Below are 14,157 nucleotides of genomic sequence, written 5' to 3'. Positions count from 1 at the left end.
TATTTAGTTATGCTAGTTTGTGGGCAGTTCTGAATTCAGGGCTGCCCATTTCATATATTCTAATCATCGATTAAAACAAGATGCCCACGTCATTTGGTAAATGCCTGTCCCTCTATTGCGCTCTTCTCTGTGGGATGACGCTTATCCCTGCCACGGCCCTTGCTCAACCATCCCGAGATGACCTTAGTGTTCAAGATCTTAAGCGTGTTGAAAAAGTCACCCAACCGACCAGTGACTTCACCAAAGCAGAGGCCTTTGAAAACAAGTCTGCAGGGGCGCCAACATCAAAAAAATCAGTCACATCAAAATCCTTTTCCCATTCTTCGGCGAATTTACCTTTCAAGGGAGAACGAGATTTTAAGTTAGGCAACAGCCTTTTTAAGAAAATCTGGGTTTCGTCCCCCTCCTCTACCAAAGCTTCCGACGGGCTTGGACCTCTATTCAATGCCAGGTCCTGTCAACGCTGTCACTTACAGGATGGTCGGGGGCACCCGCCCGAAAGTAATGAAGACTTGGCGACCTCTATGTTTTTACGCCTTTCAGTCCCACCCAGAACGGATGCAGAAAAACAGGCCATCACCACAGGCACACTACTCCGCATTCCAGAACCGACCTATGGCGGACAGTTGCAGGACCAAGCGGTAACGGGCCTGCCCGCCGAAGGTAAGATGCGAATTTCTTATGAAGAAGAAGTTGTCGAACTAGAGGGGGGCGAAAGTGTTTCTTTACGCAGACCGAGCTACAGCGTTGCTGAATTAGCTTATGGTGATATGGATCCGGAAGTTATGCTTTCCCCCAGGGTTGCCCCACCGATGATTGGGCTTGGACTTCTGGAAGAAATCCATGAACAGGACCTTTTGAATCTGGCAGACCCCGAAGACAAAGACGGCGACGGTATATCCGGCAAAGCCAGCTTGGTTCTCAATCCTGAAACAGGACAAAAGGAAATCGGTCGCTTTGGCTGGAAAGCATCGAACAGAAACGTTCACACCCAATCGGTCAATGCTTTTGCCGGGGATATCGGTCTATCTACCCCGGATTTGACAGCACATTGGGGCGATTGCACAGAAAAACAACCCAGCTGCCTTTCGCAGCCGCATGGATCACAACACAATCTGGGCGAAGGCGAAGCCCCACAGAAAGTATTGGATCTGGTTGTTTTTTATTCTCGCAACCTAGCTGTTCCGGCACGGCGCAACGTCAACGACCCAACGGTTCTAAAAGGCAAAGAACTTTTCTACAAAAGCGGATGTATTTCTTGTCACAAGCCAAAGTTTGTTACCCGTCGAGATGCCGCCCAGAAAGAATTAGCATTCCAGCTGATATGGCCCTATAGCGACCTGTTGCTTCATGACATGGGCGAAGGGTTGTCTGACAATCGTCCAGTTGGCAACGCAACCGGCCGCGAGTGGCGGACACCCCCATTGTGGGGAATTGGGTTGACAGAAAAAGTAAATGGACACACCTATTTTCTCCATGATGGCCGGGCCCGGAATCTGCTAGAAGCAATTATCTGGCATGGCGGCGAAGCCAAACAGGCCAGAGACAATGTTGTCGCAATGTCCCCTGAAGAACGAAAATCCCTGATTACTTTTCTGGAATCCCTGTAATGATAAATCTCCCTTTCAAATCCAATCCAAAACCGCGATTGAGCAGACTAATTAGTCCTGTGTTTGCCGGAATTTTAATTGCAGGTACCGCTGTAAACGCCTGGGGGCAAACCCCGGAAATAAACTTCAAACCAATAATCAGGCAAACTATTGAGAAAGCAATCCTGCCGGGATACAAAAATCTAGCTGATGTCGCCAACGCACAAGAAAATCATCTGGCAAAATTGTGTGAACAACCAAGTGAAGAAAACCTGACGAAGGCTCAACAGGCTTTTCGTCCGCTTGTCGGTGCATGGTCTGGCGTTGAAATGTATCGTATTGGCCCCGCCATAAAAAACAACAGGCAAGAAAAGCTATTCTTTTGGCCCGACCGCAAATCCATTGGATTACGCCAGGTCCGAAAACTTATAGATACCCAAGATAAAACAGCCCTGACGAAAGAAACTCTCCAAAAGAAAAGCGTTGCAGTTCAGGGGGTACTTGCTCTTGAATATGTTCTCTTTGGAAAAAATTCAGAAATGCTCGCAACAGCTAATCCTCAGTCCTATCGGTGCAATTATGGGGTAAGCATCACCCGAGCAATACAAACGACAGCACAGAAAATTATTGGCGATTGGTCATCCCCCTCTGGCTATGCAGCGGTAATGCTTGAGACAGGCCCCACAAACCCGATATACCGATCAGATGCAGAAGTCATACAGGACCTTCTGCGCATAAGCAGTGAAATGATTCAGAGTACGCGGGACCTCAAGATACAGAATACCATCAAGGAAAGTCCCGAAAAATCAAAGCCCAAACGCGCCCCTTTCTGGCGATCCAACCAAACTCTCCACGCATACCAGAACAATCTTCATGCCGTAGAGGACCTCTTTATAAAGGGGGGATTGGCAGAACTAACCCCACGTTACGCAAAATCCCTGTCATTTGAACTGGAACAAACAAACAAGTTTCTGAGAAAACTCGAACAAGAAAACATTGCCTGGGAAAAACTGGTAAAACAAAAAGAGTCCCACGAAACTTTGGCTTTCACCCTTATTCCGCTAGAGGGTGCACACTACATCGTTAGTGACCTCATCCCCCAAAAACTTGGTCTCAGCCTCGGTTTTAATTCGCTGGATGGTGATTAAAGAATGCCTTTATCCCGAAGAGCGTTTTTAAACAGAATTGCAGCCAGCGGTGTTTTGGCTACCGGGTATCTTCCTATAGCTTCCTTTGCACAGGCCGAAGCTTCCTCTTTGCAAGCCGCTTATGTTTCGACCCTAAGAACAGCAGATGGGCATTTTGCTGCCGCTGTTATTGATCGTGAGGGAGGTTTAATCTTTCAGGAACACCTGGATGACAGAGGGCATGCAACAGCAATAACACCCAACAAAAAATTTGCTGTTGTGTTTGCTCGCCGCCCTGGGCGTTTTGCCTTGGTATTGGACCTAATAAACAACAAACGACATCTAGCCTTCTCGCCCCCAGCTGGTCATCATTTTTATGGTCACGGTTTTTTTTCTCCCGATGGTAAGCTTCTCTACACCACCGAAAATGACTACGAAAACGAACGTGGCATTATCGGCATATACGATACAACGAATTCTTTCACACGTATCGGGCATTACGATAGTTATGGTATAGGTCCACACGAAGCAATCCTGCTTTCTGATGGCATTACCATTGCCATTGCAAATGGCGGTATTATCACACACCCAGACTACCCCAGGCAGAAACTGAATCTGTCATCAATGAAACCACAGATAAGTTATATTGATCGCCGTGATGGAAAGATCATTTCACAAAGTAAACTGCCCGCTGACTTCACTCAGCTATCCTTACGACACATGAGTGCCGCAAAAGACCATATATGGATCGGCGGACAGTTTGAAGGTGACCCAAGCAGTAACATCAGCCTTGTCGCGACACACCGTATAGGAGAAGAAATTACCCCCGTATCCCATGAGAAAACCTATCTTGGAATGAAGCAATATATTGGCTCCGTTAGCGCAAACATTGATGGCAGTCTGGTGGCCACCACAGCACCAAAAGGTAATAAGGTCGCCATATGGAATAGCGAAACCCGCGAATTGGTTAAGATATTATCACACAGCGATGCAGGCGGGGTTGCCGCTTGCGGGAAAGATTTCATTATATCCGATGGACAGGGGAATTTGTGGCAAAAAGATCGGGCAATCTATCAGGATCCAGAAATCGCATGGGATAATCACCTGAGCGCGATCACCCAAACATAGATTACACCATCAAGCAATTTTGTCTGTCCCAGCAATATCGCTTAATGTGAATTATAATGCTATTGTTCGGGCATCAACCTTTATAACCAGTATGATTTAATGCTTATAACAATACCCGATGTTCTGAACAAAGCTGGACTTGAAAAAATCAATGCACTTCTTGATCAAGGTCAGTTTAAAGATGGCAAGTTAACAGCAGGCTGGCACGCAAAACTTGTAAAAAACAACACCCAGCTCACTGGTCGCGACAGTGCCGCGAAACAGGCAACCGCGCAGTTGACCAACTCCCTGCAACGGAACGCTACTTTTTCCCGGGCAACACTTTTACGACGCATGCGCCCTCTTCTCTTTAGCCGCTATAACCCCGGCATGGAATATGGAAGCCACGTTGATGATGCTATTATGGGCTCGGATCGTGGCTTTCGCACCGATATTTCCTTTACCGTCTTCCTCAATGATCCAGAAAGTTACGAAGGTGGTGAGCTGATTATGGACAGCCCTATCGGTGAACAGAAATTCAAACTGCCCGCAGGTTCAGCCATCATATATCCATCAACCACATTACATAGGGTTGCCCCGGTCACAAAAGGTGTCAGACAGGTCGCTGTCAGCTGGATACAAAGCTTGGTCCGATCCGCTGAAAAGCGAGAAATAATCTATGACATTGACCAAACACGTCGTACCCTTTTTGAACGAGACGGAAAAAGTCGGGAATTTGACCTCTTGACCAAGACACATGCCAACCTTTTACGACTATGGTCCGAGCCTTAACACGAGTACAACCTAACGTGGGCACAACTTAACGCGGGCATAAAAAAAGGCTGCCCTTAACAGGCAGCCAAAGTTTGTCTTGGGGAATTTAACAAGTAAATTAAACAGCTAATAGCGAGTAGATCGTATCCTTAAGCGCCAAACGTTCCTTTTTGATCTCATGAATGTGATCATCACTTAACGTTTCAACCTCACTTTCGTGCCGGTGGACCATCTTATTAATACGGTGATAATCCTCGGCGAGTTTTGCAAAATGTGCATCAGACTGCTTCTTGGTGTGGATGCGGTCCTTAAACTCGGGAAATTCCTCTACGAGTTCATGCGGTGTGTGCTGTGACATTCCCACTCCTTCATTGCTGCCATTTACAAACATAACAATAGAGGCAATGCGAGTTTCAGACTTTGACGTAGGTCAAATCAGAATATTTTTCTAACGTTTTAAAGTATAAACTTCAAAATAAGAGGCACAGAACGGTTAGCAACTAATAATTATCACGATCAGGTCTTCTTAGAGCAATACCACCAAGCAACATATCCACATCGTGACCATTGCTGGACAACGGTAAAACAAGACTTTCGACGTCTTTTATATCCGGCAGTTCACCAGTGTAGGGTAAAACAGAACGAACCGGCCTTTTCTCTTTGGTAACCTGTTCATAAAGCGAAAACATCAAACTTGGTGAGTTTTGCGTTGGAATCTCGCTAAGGCGCAACCCCGTATAACTCTGCGTGACAATTTCATCAATCAAGGTCCCAACAAGACGATATTCAAAATCAAGCGGGTCGCGATGAACATCAATCAGTTCACAATAAGGAAGTAAGGCGGGGATTGCTTGTGGATCTATATCTGCACGGGCGGGTAACTCCTTTACCCGCAACAAAGATTGCCAATACCGAAACAATTCAACCAAATGAGTCGCTTCCAAGCCCAGGTTTTCATCAAAATTCGACGTAGCTGTCACTTATTTCCCTTCTTTTTTTTTACAGCAAACATCACGATGTCCCTATCAGCATAACATAAATTAACCTATTCAGGTTTAAAAGCCATAAGATAGAACACGATTACAACCATAGGAAAGGCCAAAGATCCCAGCAAAATCCACCAGCGATCGAATATCCAATAGTCTGGAGAGATATCCCTATTGTTATCCAGAGCTGCCTTGATCAAGTTTCGCATTCGAATTTGGATCCATACAACCGGAAGCCAGCAAATGCCTGCGCAGAAATAAAGGACGATCCCCCACAAAACCCATGTATCATCCAGATCATATCCCGTGACGTAAAGAAGCCCGAGCCCCGAAAGTAACTGCACAATCACAGCAGGCGTTGTAAACAACCAATCAGCGACAACCACATGGCGTACGACAAAATACATTGCCGATAAATTCCGGCTGCGATTGGCCATAAACATATAGAACGCACTGCCGATCCCTGTACCAAAGAGAATTGTCGCGCTCAAGATATGTATCCATTTCAGGAGTTCGTAGTCCATTGGGTTCTTACCCTCTCTTTGTGATTACTTTCTGAATTAAACATACTTAAGCATTTGAAAGATTAGTTTGTTTTCAACTTGTTCCACAAACAAAATCCTGTCTAAACTAATTTGATTTCCACAGCACTTCTTTCGGAGCAAAGCGTGTCAGCAGGCGACCCCATATTCAAATCCGTCTTCGGGAAAGACTGGGACAGGCTTCCACCCGTAATGAAAAAACATTATGCCGTGCGTTCCAATAGCAACGACTATGTCGAGGTCAAAGGCAAGCTGGATATAAAAATCTCGCCAATGGTTCGTTTAATGGCCCGGATTAGCGGCATGCTTCTCGCTTACTCTGGCAAAGACATCCCCGTTACCGTTGTGTTCAGAAGCGATCATAAGGTCAGAACTTCTGAAGCAAACACACCCTTCTATTTTGACCGTACCTTTCATTTCCCCGATCACGGCGATATCACCTTTCGCTCTCGTATGGAACAGATTGAAGGCAATGTATTGGTTGAATTCATGCGCTTCGGTATTGGCTGGAAACTTGCCTATGAGTGGGATGGTGAAAAAGTTATCCTGTGTCACAAGGGCTATGTCTGGCGGCTCTTTGGAAAATTGCTTCCTCTGCCTCTCTCGTTTGTTATGGGCAAAGGTTATGCCGAAGAAAAACCACTTTCCGATGATGAATTTTCCATGTGGACCCACGCCAAACACTCTCTGTTCGGGCCAACCTTTGGGTACGCAGGTAGCTTTACAGTCACAGACATCAGATGCCCCGAATAGAAACATCGCCCAAAACACAAACAACACCGGAAATCCAGCAATCCGTCCTGATTCTCGGGGGCTATGGTAACTTTGGTAAGCGCATCGCCTCTGCCCTAACACGTGACGATATCCCTGTTATCATCGTGGGGCGCAACGCAGAAAAAGCCAGAATCTTCGCAACACAACTCCCCGACAAGCTGGTTCGAACAGCCTGTTTCGATGTTCGCAAAGACCTTGCCCATGAGCTTACCCGCCTTAAGCCAGCAGTTGTTATCAATACCTGTGGTCCCTTTCAGAACAGTAACTATGATGTCGCAAAAATCTGTATCGAGACTGCTGTTCCCTATATTGACCTTGCGGATGGACGCGATTTTGTTGTTGGCATCAGCACTTTGGATGATAGAGCCTGCGTGGCCGGGGTACCTGTTATTTCCGGGGCTTCGACTGTTCCCGGATTGTCATCTGCTGTACTGGACAAATACCGTGGTCTCTTTTCTGAAATTGATCAGATGATCTATGGCATTTCCCCCGGACAGGGTGCCGAGCGCGGTCTGGCCACAACACAGGGCATTATGAGTTATCTGGGTAAAAAACTCTCGTCTGTGCAAGGGTCATCAGCATCTCGCTATGGGTGGCAGGATATTTATCGCCAGGAATTCCCCTTACTCGGCAAACGCTGGATGGCGAATTGCGATATTCCCGATCTCGATCTGTTGCCATCACACTACAAGATCAAGTCTCTGCAGTTTTCCGCCGGGATGGAGCTTAGCCTGCTCCACTTTGGTCTATGGAGCCTCTCATGGCTTATTCGCTGGGGCCTGCCCTTAAAGCCTGAGAAGTACGCCGCCACTTTGCTCAAGCTCAGTAACTGGTTTAATGTCTTTGGCACCAGTGATGGTGGCATGCATATCATCCTCAAGGGAAAAGACAACAAGGGTCAGCCACTCACAAAGAAATGGTTTATCATTGGCCTGGACGGTGACGGCCCACAGATCCCGACAATTCCAGCCATCATCCTTGCAAAAAAAATTGTCCGAAACGAAAGGATAGCGTCAGGTGCAATGCCCTGTGTCGGGCTGGTTTCTCTTGAGGACTATTTGCAAGAGCTTGCCCCCTTCCATATCCAGACCTTTGAAGATGAAACCAGATGAAACTTGTCCCTGCCCGCCGTGAAGATCTTCCTCTGCTGCCATCAATTGCTTTGAGGTCCAAAAGCCATTGGGATTACCCCCAGGACTTTCTGGACAAATGCAAAATCTTTTTTGAAGCGGAATACACAGAAGAATATTAGAAAACATCCCATACCTTTCTGTTCGTGCAAGACAGCGAAATCGTTGGTATGGCGAGCCTGCTCTGGGAAGACATACCGATGATCGACAGCTTTTGGCTACTGCCTGAAAACATCGGCAAAGGTTATGGCAAACAGGCCTTTGATCTTCTGATCAAGGAAGCACAAAAACTTAACTGGCCAAGCCTCACGATTGTCTCTGATATTTACGCCGAAGGTTTTTACAAAGCCATGGGTGCCAAACGAGTGGGAGAAGTCCCTTCGGAAGTACAGGATAAAATGCTTCCGAAAATGTTGATTGATCTCGGCTAACCTGTCTCTGGTAATGTCACCTGATTATTTGCAAACCATCGCGCGAGATGATCAATCAAAAGACGAACACGGCGGGGCTGGATTGCCCCATCGGGGTAAACAATCTGAAGTCCAGCCGGAATAGCTGCAAATTCTTCCAGAACCGGCACCAAAGCACCAGATTTTAGATCATCCTGAATATCCCAGATAGATTTTAACGCCAGTCCATGCCCGGCACGGCACCAGATCCGGACCAAATGGCCATCGTTCACCGTACGGTTTCCACGGACAAAGTACTTCTTTTCCCGTCCCGCCACGGCAAAGCGCCATGCGTGATCTACCTGATTGCCAAACCTCATTAAGATACAGTTGTGATGGATCAAATCATCGGGATGGCCCGGGGTGCCGTTTTTCTCAAGATAATCAGGTGAGGCACAGACCACACGCCTGTTATCCCCCAGCTTTTTGATGCGCAGAGAGCTGTCTGCCAGAACCCCGAGACGTAACGCAAAATCAAGTCCTTGCCCGACAAGATCAACATATCCATCCGTCAGGGTCAGATTGATACTGATTTCGGGGTGTTGTTCCATAAAATTGTCCAGCAGCGGCACAATGCGATTGTACCCCAGATCAATCGGCGCACTGATATGAATTGTGCCTGAAATCTTTTCCACGCCAAGCCTGATACGTGATTGAACTTCATCTGCTTCGGCCAAAATACGTCGAGCACCCGAAACCAGTTCACGCCCTTCATCGGTCAGACTGATAGAGCGTGTGGTCCGCGTCAAAAGGCTCGCACCGTAATATACTTCCAGCGCAGCAAGACGCTCGGAAACGCTTGCCGGGGACAAACCGAGTTCACGTCCGGCAGCAGCCATTCCCCCCTTTTCCACAATACGCAAAAACAGCGTCAGATTATCCAAATCCATATTGCCACTGCCTCATTCATTATTCGGATTTTCCAAAATATCATTTCGAATTTTGCACAATTATCAGGCGCCATAGCAAGTGCTATCTGATAATCACGAAAGGAAAAGCCTCTTATGCAACTCGATCATGTCACCATACGCACACGGAATCTTGCGGTCACACGTGACTTCTTTATCAGTCTTTTTGATTTGGAAGAACACGACCGTCCCCAGACAATTAAACGTATTCCCGGTCACTGGCTCTATTCAAATGATCAGCCGATCGTGCATCTGATCGGCTCACAAGGTCATGGTATCGACTGCGCTGCCGAAGCTTTTGACCACGTTGCTTTTCGATTACACGATTACCAGAAATTCAAGGAAAAGCTCCACACCCTGGGTATCCGTTACAGCTGTATGGATCTTCCTGAAATCAAAGAAAGACGGCTTTTCTTTCGCACGCCCTGCGGCCCTCTTCTCGAAGCCGTATTCGCAGCCGCTGCTTCTGATTTTACGGATCACGCCCCCGATGAAAAACGCCCTCATAAAGAACAAGGATAATCACTATGACCAGCTCTCTGTTCCAACCGCTTTCACTTGGCCCGGCAAATTTACCAAACCGGATTGCCATGTCGCCCATGACCCGCGCACGGACAACTCAGCCCGGCAACATTCCCAACGCCCGCATGGCCGAATATTACGCACAAAGGGCATCTGCGGGACTGATCATCAGCGAAGCGACCCAAATTTCTCAGCAAGGTCAGGGATACTCCTTCACGCCGGGCATTTTCTCTGACGAACACATAGACGGCTGGAAACTTGTAACCAATGCCGTTCACAAAAAGGATGGCAGAATTTTTCTGCAACTATGGCACGTCGGGCGTATGAGCCACGAAAGTTTTCATGCCGACGGTAAACCTGTTGCCCCTTCGGCCTTGTCACCTGATGCACAGGTCTGGGTTGTTGACCCGGCTACTGGCGAAGGAAACATGGTTGATTGCCCGATCCCCCGCGCATTGGAAAAGCACGAGATCAAAGCCATCGTCAACGACTTCCGACAAGCCGCAGCCAATGCCATCGCCGCGGGTTTTGACGGTGTCGAAATTCACGGTGCCAATGGATACCTGATTGATCAATTCCTGCGCCGTTCATCAAACCAACGCACAGATGAATACGGTGGTTCACAGGAAAATCGTATTCGTTTTCTGGTCGAAGTAGCCGAAGCGATTGCGAATGAAATAGGTGCCGAACGCACAGGTATTCGCTTGTCACCCTACATCACCCAGCGCAATATGGCTGACGAGGAAATTATTGATGTTATCCTCAAATCTGCGAAAGAGCTCAACCGTATAGGATTGACCTATATCCATCTGTCCGAAGCGGATTGGGACGATGCCCCGCAGGTGCCGGTCCAGTTTCGCCACGATCTGCGCGCGTGCTATTCCGGCAAGATTATCGTTGCCGGAAAATACACCAAAGAGCGCGGCGAACAAATTATCGCTGATGGTTTGGCTGATGTCATTGCCTATGGTCGCCCCTTCATCGCCAACCCGGATTTACCGCATCGTTTTGCCAACAACCTCCCTCTCGCGGACTTTGACGGAAGCACGCTCTTTGGCGGCACAGAAAAGGGCTATAGCGATTACCCCGCATGGAAAGAGGCATCATGACCTTATCCACTGGCGAAACTCTAACACCCAAGGAAATTCAAGCCGGCTGGCAGAATGGTAACATTGGTACAGAACGTGTTCTCGATACCGATGATATGACCATTTGGCATCTGCGGCTGGATCCCGGCGACACCATTGCGCCCCATCGTCATGACCGTCCTTATTTCTGGACGGTTATGACCGACGGTAAAGGGCTATCCCGCTTTGACGATGGTAGAGAAGTGGCCGTTACATACAAAGCCGGAGACACCCAGCATTTCCCTGATCTCACCCCCGAAAGCGGATTTGTGCACGATCTGACCAATAACGGAAATACACCACTGATTTTTGTCACTGTCGAGTTCCATTCCCCTGTTGATCACCCTGTCACTTCGGACGCAACCCGACACTTTGACACAATCAAAAACAGATAACCTGCAAAGGAAACACAAAATGAAAGCTGTTGCTTTAACCCGTTACCTTCCCATCGAAGATCCCAATTCATTCTTTGATGCCGATCTTGAAAAGCCAACACCAACGGGCCGAGATATCCTTGTCTCGGTCAAGGCGGTTGCCGTGAACCCGGTTGACACCAAAGTACGTGCCCCCAAGGATACAGTCGAAGAAACCCCGCGTGTCATTGGCTATGATGCCAGTGGTGTCGTTGAAGCTGTTGGTGAAGATGTCACGTTATTCAAGGTTGGTGACGAGGTTTATTACGCCGGGGATATCACCAGATCAGGTACCAATGCCGAATTTCAACTGGTTGATGAGCGCATTGTCGGACACAAGCCCAAATCGCTTTCTCACGCTCAGGCTGCTGCCCTTCCCCTGACCACAATCACCGCCTATGAAGCGTTTTTTGATCGCCTCTCCCTTGATATCAACGGCGCAAACAAAGGTGAGAGTATTCTTATCATTGGTGCCGGGGGCGGTGTCGGCTCTATCGGTATTCAGCTTGCCAAACGCGCAGGTTTGAAAGTGATCGCAACGGCCTCTCGCCCGGAAACCACATCCTGGGTCAAAGAACTTGGCGCCAATCACGTCGTTAATCACCGCGAAGATATGGTTCAACAGGTGCGCGCCCTTGGCATGGAACATGTCGATCACATTGCCATCTTCAACGACATGCGCCATTGGGAAACAGCCGTAGAGCTCATTCGTCCCCAAGGCGGTATTGTCACTATTGACGATACGGACAAACCAATGCCCATGGCCGGAATGAAAATGAAGGCTGCCAGCCTGCACTGGGAATTCATGTTCGCCCGTGCCATGCACAATACCCCCGACATGATCGAGCAACACAAGCTGCTAAACCACGTCGCCAAAGAGATTGATGCCGGACATATCCGAACCACCGTTTCGGATATTCTCTCCCCCATCAATGCCCAGAACATTCGAAAAAGCCATGCCTTGATTGAAGCCGGCAATGTGAAGGGAAAAATTGTGCTGGAAGGTTTCTAGATCACACGAAAATTCAGTTTGACCTGCCTCTTACGGCTCGCCTTCAAAAGGGTGAGCCGTCTTTTTTTATGCGAAACGAAGAGTTCGTTTTCCCTAATAAAGGAATAGCCCCTTTGAGAGTAAACTATTCAGTAATCTCATAGGAAAAAACATCCCCCAGCGAACAACCAAATACATGGGCGATTTGAAAGGCCAGTTCTAGCGACGGAGAATATTTTGCCTTTTCAATCGCCACAATCGTTTGCCGGGATACCCCGGTTTTTTCTGCCAGTTGTTTTTGCGTCATTTCATCGTGGTCAAAACGTAATCGGCGAATGTTATTGGTAATCTTGCCTTTCATCATCTCTCTTTTGACCATTTTAAATGCCACCGCGGTAGAGGAACAGCTTAACCAGATCACCAATGACGTTGGCGATAAACATGGAGAAAATAATCAACAGGAAAACCAGCGAAGGGGCCAGAATATCCAATGCCAAAATACCCATGGACACCATAAAGCCAAAACTGAAAACCAGCAGAATAATTTGCATGGACTTCAGGTCGAACAGCTTGTCCCGTTCGTCATTCATCATGGGTTCATAGTCTTTGGTGATGATCGAATGAATAATGGTAAAGAGGATATGCACCACAATGCTAACCACAATACCACCGCCCACAAGAACAAAGAAACTTTTCCCGATCAAACGATAACTATCCGGCCCGTCCATTGCCCCGTCCTGATAGAGGCCGAACATATAAAAACCAAACACCCCAAACATAATCATCGTGGTTAATAGAGAAACACCAACTCTTCTTTCCTGTTGTGACATTGCCACTATCTTCCTGTCATTTGGTTAAAGGGCCAATTACATTTCCCCGTCTTATTTCTGCGGGTCTTATTTTCACGACACAATATCAAGTAAATCATACTCAAAGTCAAATATATTTGACTCCACCATTAAATGCGATCACAGTACGAGCACCCTCTCATTGAAGCGTTTCATCAAAGTGCAGAAACCCGATACGTGATTAACAGAGCAACCAGAGAAATGAATATGACCACATCATCAAGAGAAGCACCCTCGGCGAAATTTTGGAATAAAATGGCAGCTCGCTATTCGAAATCTCCCGTCTCTAATCAGGCCGCCTATGAAAAGAAGCTTGAGATCACACAAAGCTACTTCACGCCGGACATGGAAGTTCTGGAACTTGGCTGCGGCACAGGCACAACAGCCCTTATTCACGCGCCCTTTGTCAAGCATATCCGCGCTGTTGATATCTCGGAAAATATGCTTGAAATCGCACAGGACAAAGCAAAACAACAGAACATCACGAACGTCACCTTTGATCAGGCGGCCATTGATACTTTCAGTGTCCCGGATCAATCCTATGACATTATCATGACCCACAGCGTTCTTCATCTGCTCGAAGACAAAGAAGCCACCATCGCCAACATCCATAAAATGCTCAAACCCAGCGGCTATTTCATCAGCAGCACCGTCTGCCTGACCGGAATGATGAGGTTCCTGCAGCTGATTGTCCCCATCGGCAGACTCTTCGGATTTATGCCACTGGTAAAATTCTTCTCTGCCAAACATCTGGAAAAAAGCATCACCAACGCAGGCTTTGACATCATCAGCTCATGGGAACCGGAAAAGAGCCATTCAATGTTTATTGTGGCGCGGAAATAGATAATTTAATTCAATCTAATCACTTCC

19 protein-coding genes are annotated in these 14,157 nt (G+C 47.5%); 13 read left to right on the top strand and 6 right to left on the bottom strand.

Translation table 11 applies throughout. The annotated features are described in order from the left end of the window. Positions 1-80: 80 nt before the first annotated feature. The 4 genes from WH95_RS14625 (at position 81) to WH95_RS14610 (ending at position 4,615) form a co-directional block, all read left to right on the top strand. Complete coding sequence (locus WH95_RS14625) at positions 81-1,610, top strand: di-heme oxidoreductase family protein (RefSeq protein WP_046508531.1); 1,530 nt, start codon at positions 81-83, stop codon at positions 1,608-1,610. After that, a complete protein-coding gene (locus tag WH95_RS20700) occupies positions 1,610-2,737 on the top strand; it encodes an imelysin family protein (RefSeq protein WP_052742053.1) in 1,128 nt (375 codons plus the stop codon). Before WH95_RS14625 ends, WH95_RS20700 begins: the two co-directional genes overlap by 1 nt. Before the next feature lie 3 nt (positions 2,738-2,740). Continuing rightward, positions 2,741-3,844 (top strand): DUF1513 domain-containing protein, encoded by a 1,104-nt coding sequence (locus WH95_RS14615; protein ID WP_046508529.1) that lies wholly within the window; start codon positions 2,741-2,743, stop codon positions 3,842-3,844. Positions 3,845-3,943: 99 nt separating this feature from the next. Beyond that, the gene (locus WH95_RS14610) at positions 3,944-4,615 is read left to right on the top strand and encodes a Fe2+-dependent dioxygenase (RefSeq protein WP_046508527.1); all 672 of its coding nucleotides are present in this window, start codon (positions 3,944-3,946) and stop codon (positions 4,613-4,615) included. Between the two features lie 100 nt (positions 4,616-4,715). Here the strand turns inward: WH95_RS14610 and WH95_RS14605 are convergent, their stop codons facing one another. From WH95_RS14605 to WH95_RS14595, 3 genes are all read right to left on the bottom strand, one after another. After that, positions 4,716-4,955, bottom strand: a complete 240-nt coding sequence (locus tag WH95_RS14605; protein ID WP_046508610.1) for a YdcH family protein — start codon at positions 4,953-4,955, stop codon at positions 4,716-4,718. A 142-nt stretch (positions 4,956-5,097) separates the two neighbouring features. Beyond that, on the bottom strand, positions 5,098-5,577 hold the full coding sequence (locus WH95_RS20695) for a PAS domain-containing protein (protein ID WP_052742052.1): 480 nt from the start codon (positions 5,575-5,577) through the stop codon (positions 5,098-5,100). A gap of 65 nt (positions 5,578-5,642) precedes the next feature. Further along, positions 5,643-6,107: a DUF2269 family protein gene (locus WH95_RS14595; protein WP_046508525.1), complete on the bottom strand. Its 465-nt coding sequence runs from the start codon at positions 6,105-6,107 to the stop codon at positions 5,643-5,645. 210 nt (positions 6,108-6,317) lie between these two features. Here WH95_RS14595 and WH95_RS14590 point away from each other — a divergent pair, with 210 nt between their 5' ends. Genes WH95_RS14590 through WH95_RS14580 form a run of 4 tightly spaced genes read left to right on the top strand, consistent with a single transcriptional unit; the run spans position 6,318 to position 8,460 of the window. Continuing rightward, positions 6,318-6,878, top strand: a complete 561-nt coding sequence (locus WH95_RS14590; protein WP_046508522.1) for a DUF4166 domain-containing protein — start codon at positions 6,318-6,320, stop codon at positions 6,876-6,878. Further along, positions 6,866-8,011 (top strand): saccharopine dehydrogenase family protein, encoded by a 1,146-nt coding sequence (locus WH95_RS14585; protein ID WP_046508520.1) that lies wholly within the window; start codon positions 6,866-6,868, stop codon positions 8,009-8,011. The genes WH95_RS14590 and WH95_RS14585 overlap by 13 nt, the downstream gene beginning before the upstream one ends. Continuing rightward, positions 8,008-8,151 carry a hypothetical protein gene (locus WH95_RS21300; protein WP_157845978.1) on the top strand — a complete coding sequence of 48 codons (144 nt, stop codon included), beginning with the start codon at positions 8,008-8,010 and terminating at the stop codon, positions 8,149-8,151. The genes WH95_RS14585 and WH95_RS21300 overlap by 4 nt, the downstream gene beginning before the upstream one ends. 18 nt (positions 8,152-8,169) lie before the next feature. After that, the gene (locus WH95_RS14580; protein WP_281174842.1) at positions 8,170-8,460 is read left to right on the top strand and encodes a GNAT family N-acetyltransferase; all 291 of its coding nucleotides are present in this window, start codon (positions 8,170-8,172) and stop codon (positions 8,458-8,460) included. Here WH95_RS14580 and WH95_RS14575 read toward each other — a convergent pair. Next, positions 8,457-9,368: a LysR family transcriptional regulator gene (locus tag WH95_RS14575; RefSeq protein WP_046508517.1), complete on the bottom strand. Its 912-nt coding sequence runs from the start codon at positions 9,366-9,368 to the stop codon at positions 8,457-8,459. The genes WH95_RS14580 and WH95_RS14575 overlap by 4 nt on opposite strands. A 114-nt stretch (positions 9,369-9,482) precedes the next feature. On the opposite strand from WH95_RS14575, the gene WH95_RS14570 reads away from it, so the two are divergent. Genes WH95_RS14570 through WH95_RS14555 form a run of 4 tightly spaced genes read left to right on the top strand, consistent with a single transcriptional unit; the run spans position 9,483 to position 12,460 of the window. Beyond that, a complete protein-coding gene (locus WH95_RS14570; protein ID WP_046508515.1) occupies positions 9,483-9,908 on the top strand; it encodes a VOC family protein in 426 nt (141 codons plus the stop codon). 5 nt (positions 9,909-9,913) lie between these two features. Next, a complete protein-coding gene (locus WH95_RS14565) occupies positions 9,914-11,017 on the top strand; it encodes an alkene reductase (protein WP_204247801.1) in 1,104 nt (367 codons plus the stop codon). Then, on the top strand, positions 11,014-11,430 hold the full coding sequence (locus WH95_RS14560) for a cupin domain-containing protein (RefSeq protein ID WP_046508510.1): 417 nt from the start codon (positions 11,014-11,016) through the stop codon (positions 11,428-11,430). The genes WH95_RS14565 and WH95_RS14560 overlap by 4 nt, the downstream gene beginning before the upstream one ends. 19 nt (positions 11,431-11,449) lie before the next feature. After that, a complete protein-coding gene (locus WH95_RS14555) occupies positions 11,450-12,460 on the top strand; it encodes a zinc-binding alcohol dehydrogenase family protein (RefSeq protein WP_046508508.1) in 1,011 nt (336 codons plus the stop codon). A gap of 124 nt (positions 12,461-12,584) precedes the next feature. Here WH95_RS14555 and WH95_RS14550 read toward each other — a convergent pair whose 3' ends face one another. Both WH95_RS14550 and WH95_RS14545 read right to left on the bottom strand, forming a co-directional pair. Beyond that, the gene (locus WH95_RS14550) at positions 12,585-12,818 is read right to left on the bottom strand and encodes a helix-turn-helix transcriptional regulator (protein WP_281174840.1); all 234 of its coding nucleotides are present in this window, start codon (positions 12,816-12,818) and stop codon (positions 12,585-12,587) included. A gap of 1 nt (position 12,819) precedes the next feature. Then, a complete protein-coding gene (locus WH95_RS14545) occupies positions 12,820-13,269 on the bottom strand; it encodes a hypothetical protein (RefSeq protein WP_046508506.1) in 450 nt (149 codons plus the stop codon). A gap of 219 nt (positions 13,270-13,488) precedes the next feature. On the opposite strand from WH95_RS14545, the gene WH95_RS14540 reads away from it, so the two are divergent. Next, complete coding sequence (locus WH95_RS14540) at positions 13,489-14,130, top strand: class I SAM-dependent methyltransferase (protein WP_218044508.1); 642 nt, start codon at positions 13,489-13,491, stop codon at positions 14,128-14,130. Positions 14,131-14,157: the final 27 nt, after the last annotated feature.

Source organism: Kiloniella litopenaei (genome assembly GCF_000982415.1).
Taxonomy (GTDB): Bacteria; Pseudomonadota; Alphaproteobacteria; order Kiloniellales; family Kiloniellaceae; genus Kiloniella; species Kiloniella litopenaei.
Note: the sequence above shows the minus strand (reverse complement) of the source record. Positions and strands in the feature narration are given on the sequence as shown.

What these genes read in the sequence shown, in the direction of transcription:
- WH95_RS14605 (WP_046508610.1), bottom strand. Translation starts at nt 4,955, where the DNA reads ATGTCACAGCACACACCGCATGAACTCGTAGAGGAATTTCCCGAGTTT.
- WH95_RS14585 (WP_046508520.1), top strand. Translation starts at nt 6,866, where the DNA reads ATGCCCCGAATAGAAACATCGCCCAAAACACAAACAACACCGGAAATC.
- WH95_RS14550 (WP_281174840.1), bottom strand. Translation starts at nt 12,818, where the DNA reads ATGGTCAAAAGAGAGATGATGAAAGGCAAGATTACCAATAACATTCGC.
- WH95_RS14540 (WP_218044508.1), top strand. Translation starts at nt 13,489, where the DNA reads ATGAATATGACCACATCATCAAGAGAAGCACCCTCGGCGAAATTTTGG.
- WH95_RS14560 (WP_046508510.1), top strand. Translation starts at nt 11,014, where the DNA reads ATGACCTTATCCACTGGCGAAACTCTAACACCCAAGGAAATTCAAGCC.
- WH95_RS14545 (WP_046508506.1), bottom strand. Translation starts at nt 13,269, where the DNA reads ATGTCACAACAGGAAAGAAGAGTTGGTGTTTCTCTATTAACCACGATG.
- WH95_RS14595 (WP_046508525.1), bottom strand. Translation starts at nt 6,107, where the DNA reads ATGGACTACGAACTCCTGAAATGGATACATATCTTGAGCGCGACAATT.
- WH95_RS14555 (WP_046508508.1), top strand. Translation starts at nt 11,450, where the DNA reads ATGAAAGCTGTTGCTTTAACCCGTTACCTTCCCATCGAAGATCCCAAT.
- WH95_RS14570 (WP_046508515.1), top strand. Translation starts at nt 9,483, where the DNA reads ATGCAACTCGATCATGTCACCATACGCACACGGAATCTTGCGGTCACA.
- WH95_RS20700 (WP_052742053.1), top strand. Translation starts at nt 1,610, where the DNA reads ATGATAAATCTCCCTTTCAAATCCAATCCAAAACCGCGATTGAGCAGA.
- WH95_RS14590 (WP_046508522.1), top strand. Translation starts at nt 6,318, where the DNA reads ATGAAAAAACATTATGCCGTGCGTTCCAATAGCAACGACTATGTCGAG.
- WH95_RS14565 (WP_204247801.1), top strand. Translation starts at nt 9,914, where the DNA reads ATGACCAGCTCTCTGTTCCAACCGCTTTCACTTGGCCCGGCAAATTTA.
- WH95_RS14575 (WP_046508517.1), bottom strand. Translation starts at nt 9,368, where the DNA reads ATGGATTTGGATAATCTGACGCTGTTTTTGCGTATTGTGGAAAAGGGG.
- WH95_RS14625 (WP_046508531.1), top strand. Translation starts at nt 81, where the DNA reads ATGCCCACGTCATTTGGTAAATGCCTGTCCCTCTATTGCGCTCTTCTC.
- WH95_RS14610 (WP_046508527.1), top strand. Translation starts at nt 3,944, where the DNA reads ATGCTTATAACAATACCCGATGTTCTGAACAAAGCTGGACTTGAAAAA.
- WH95_RS21300 (WP_157845978.1), top strand. Translation starts at nt 8,008, where the DNA reads ATGAAACTTGTCCCTGCCCGCCGTGAAGATCTTCCTCTGCTGCCATCA.
- WH95_RS14615 (WP_046508529.1), top strand. Translation starts at nt 2,741, where the DNA reads ATGCCTTTATCCCGAAGAGCGTTTTTAAACAGAATTGCAGCCAGCGGT.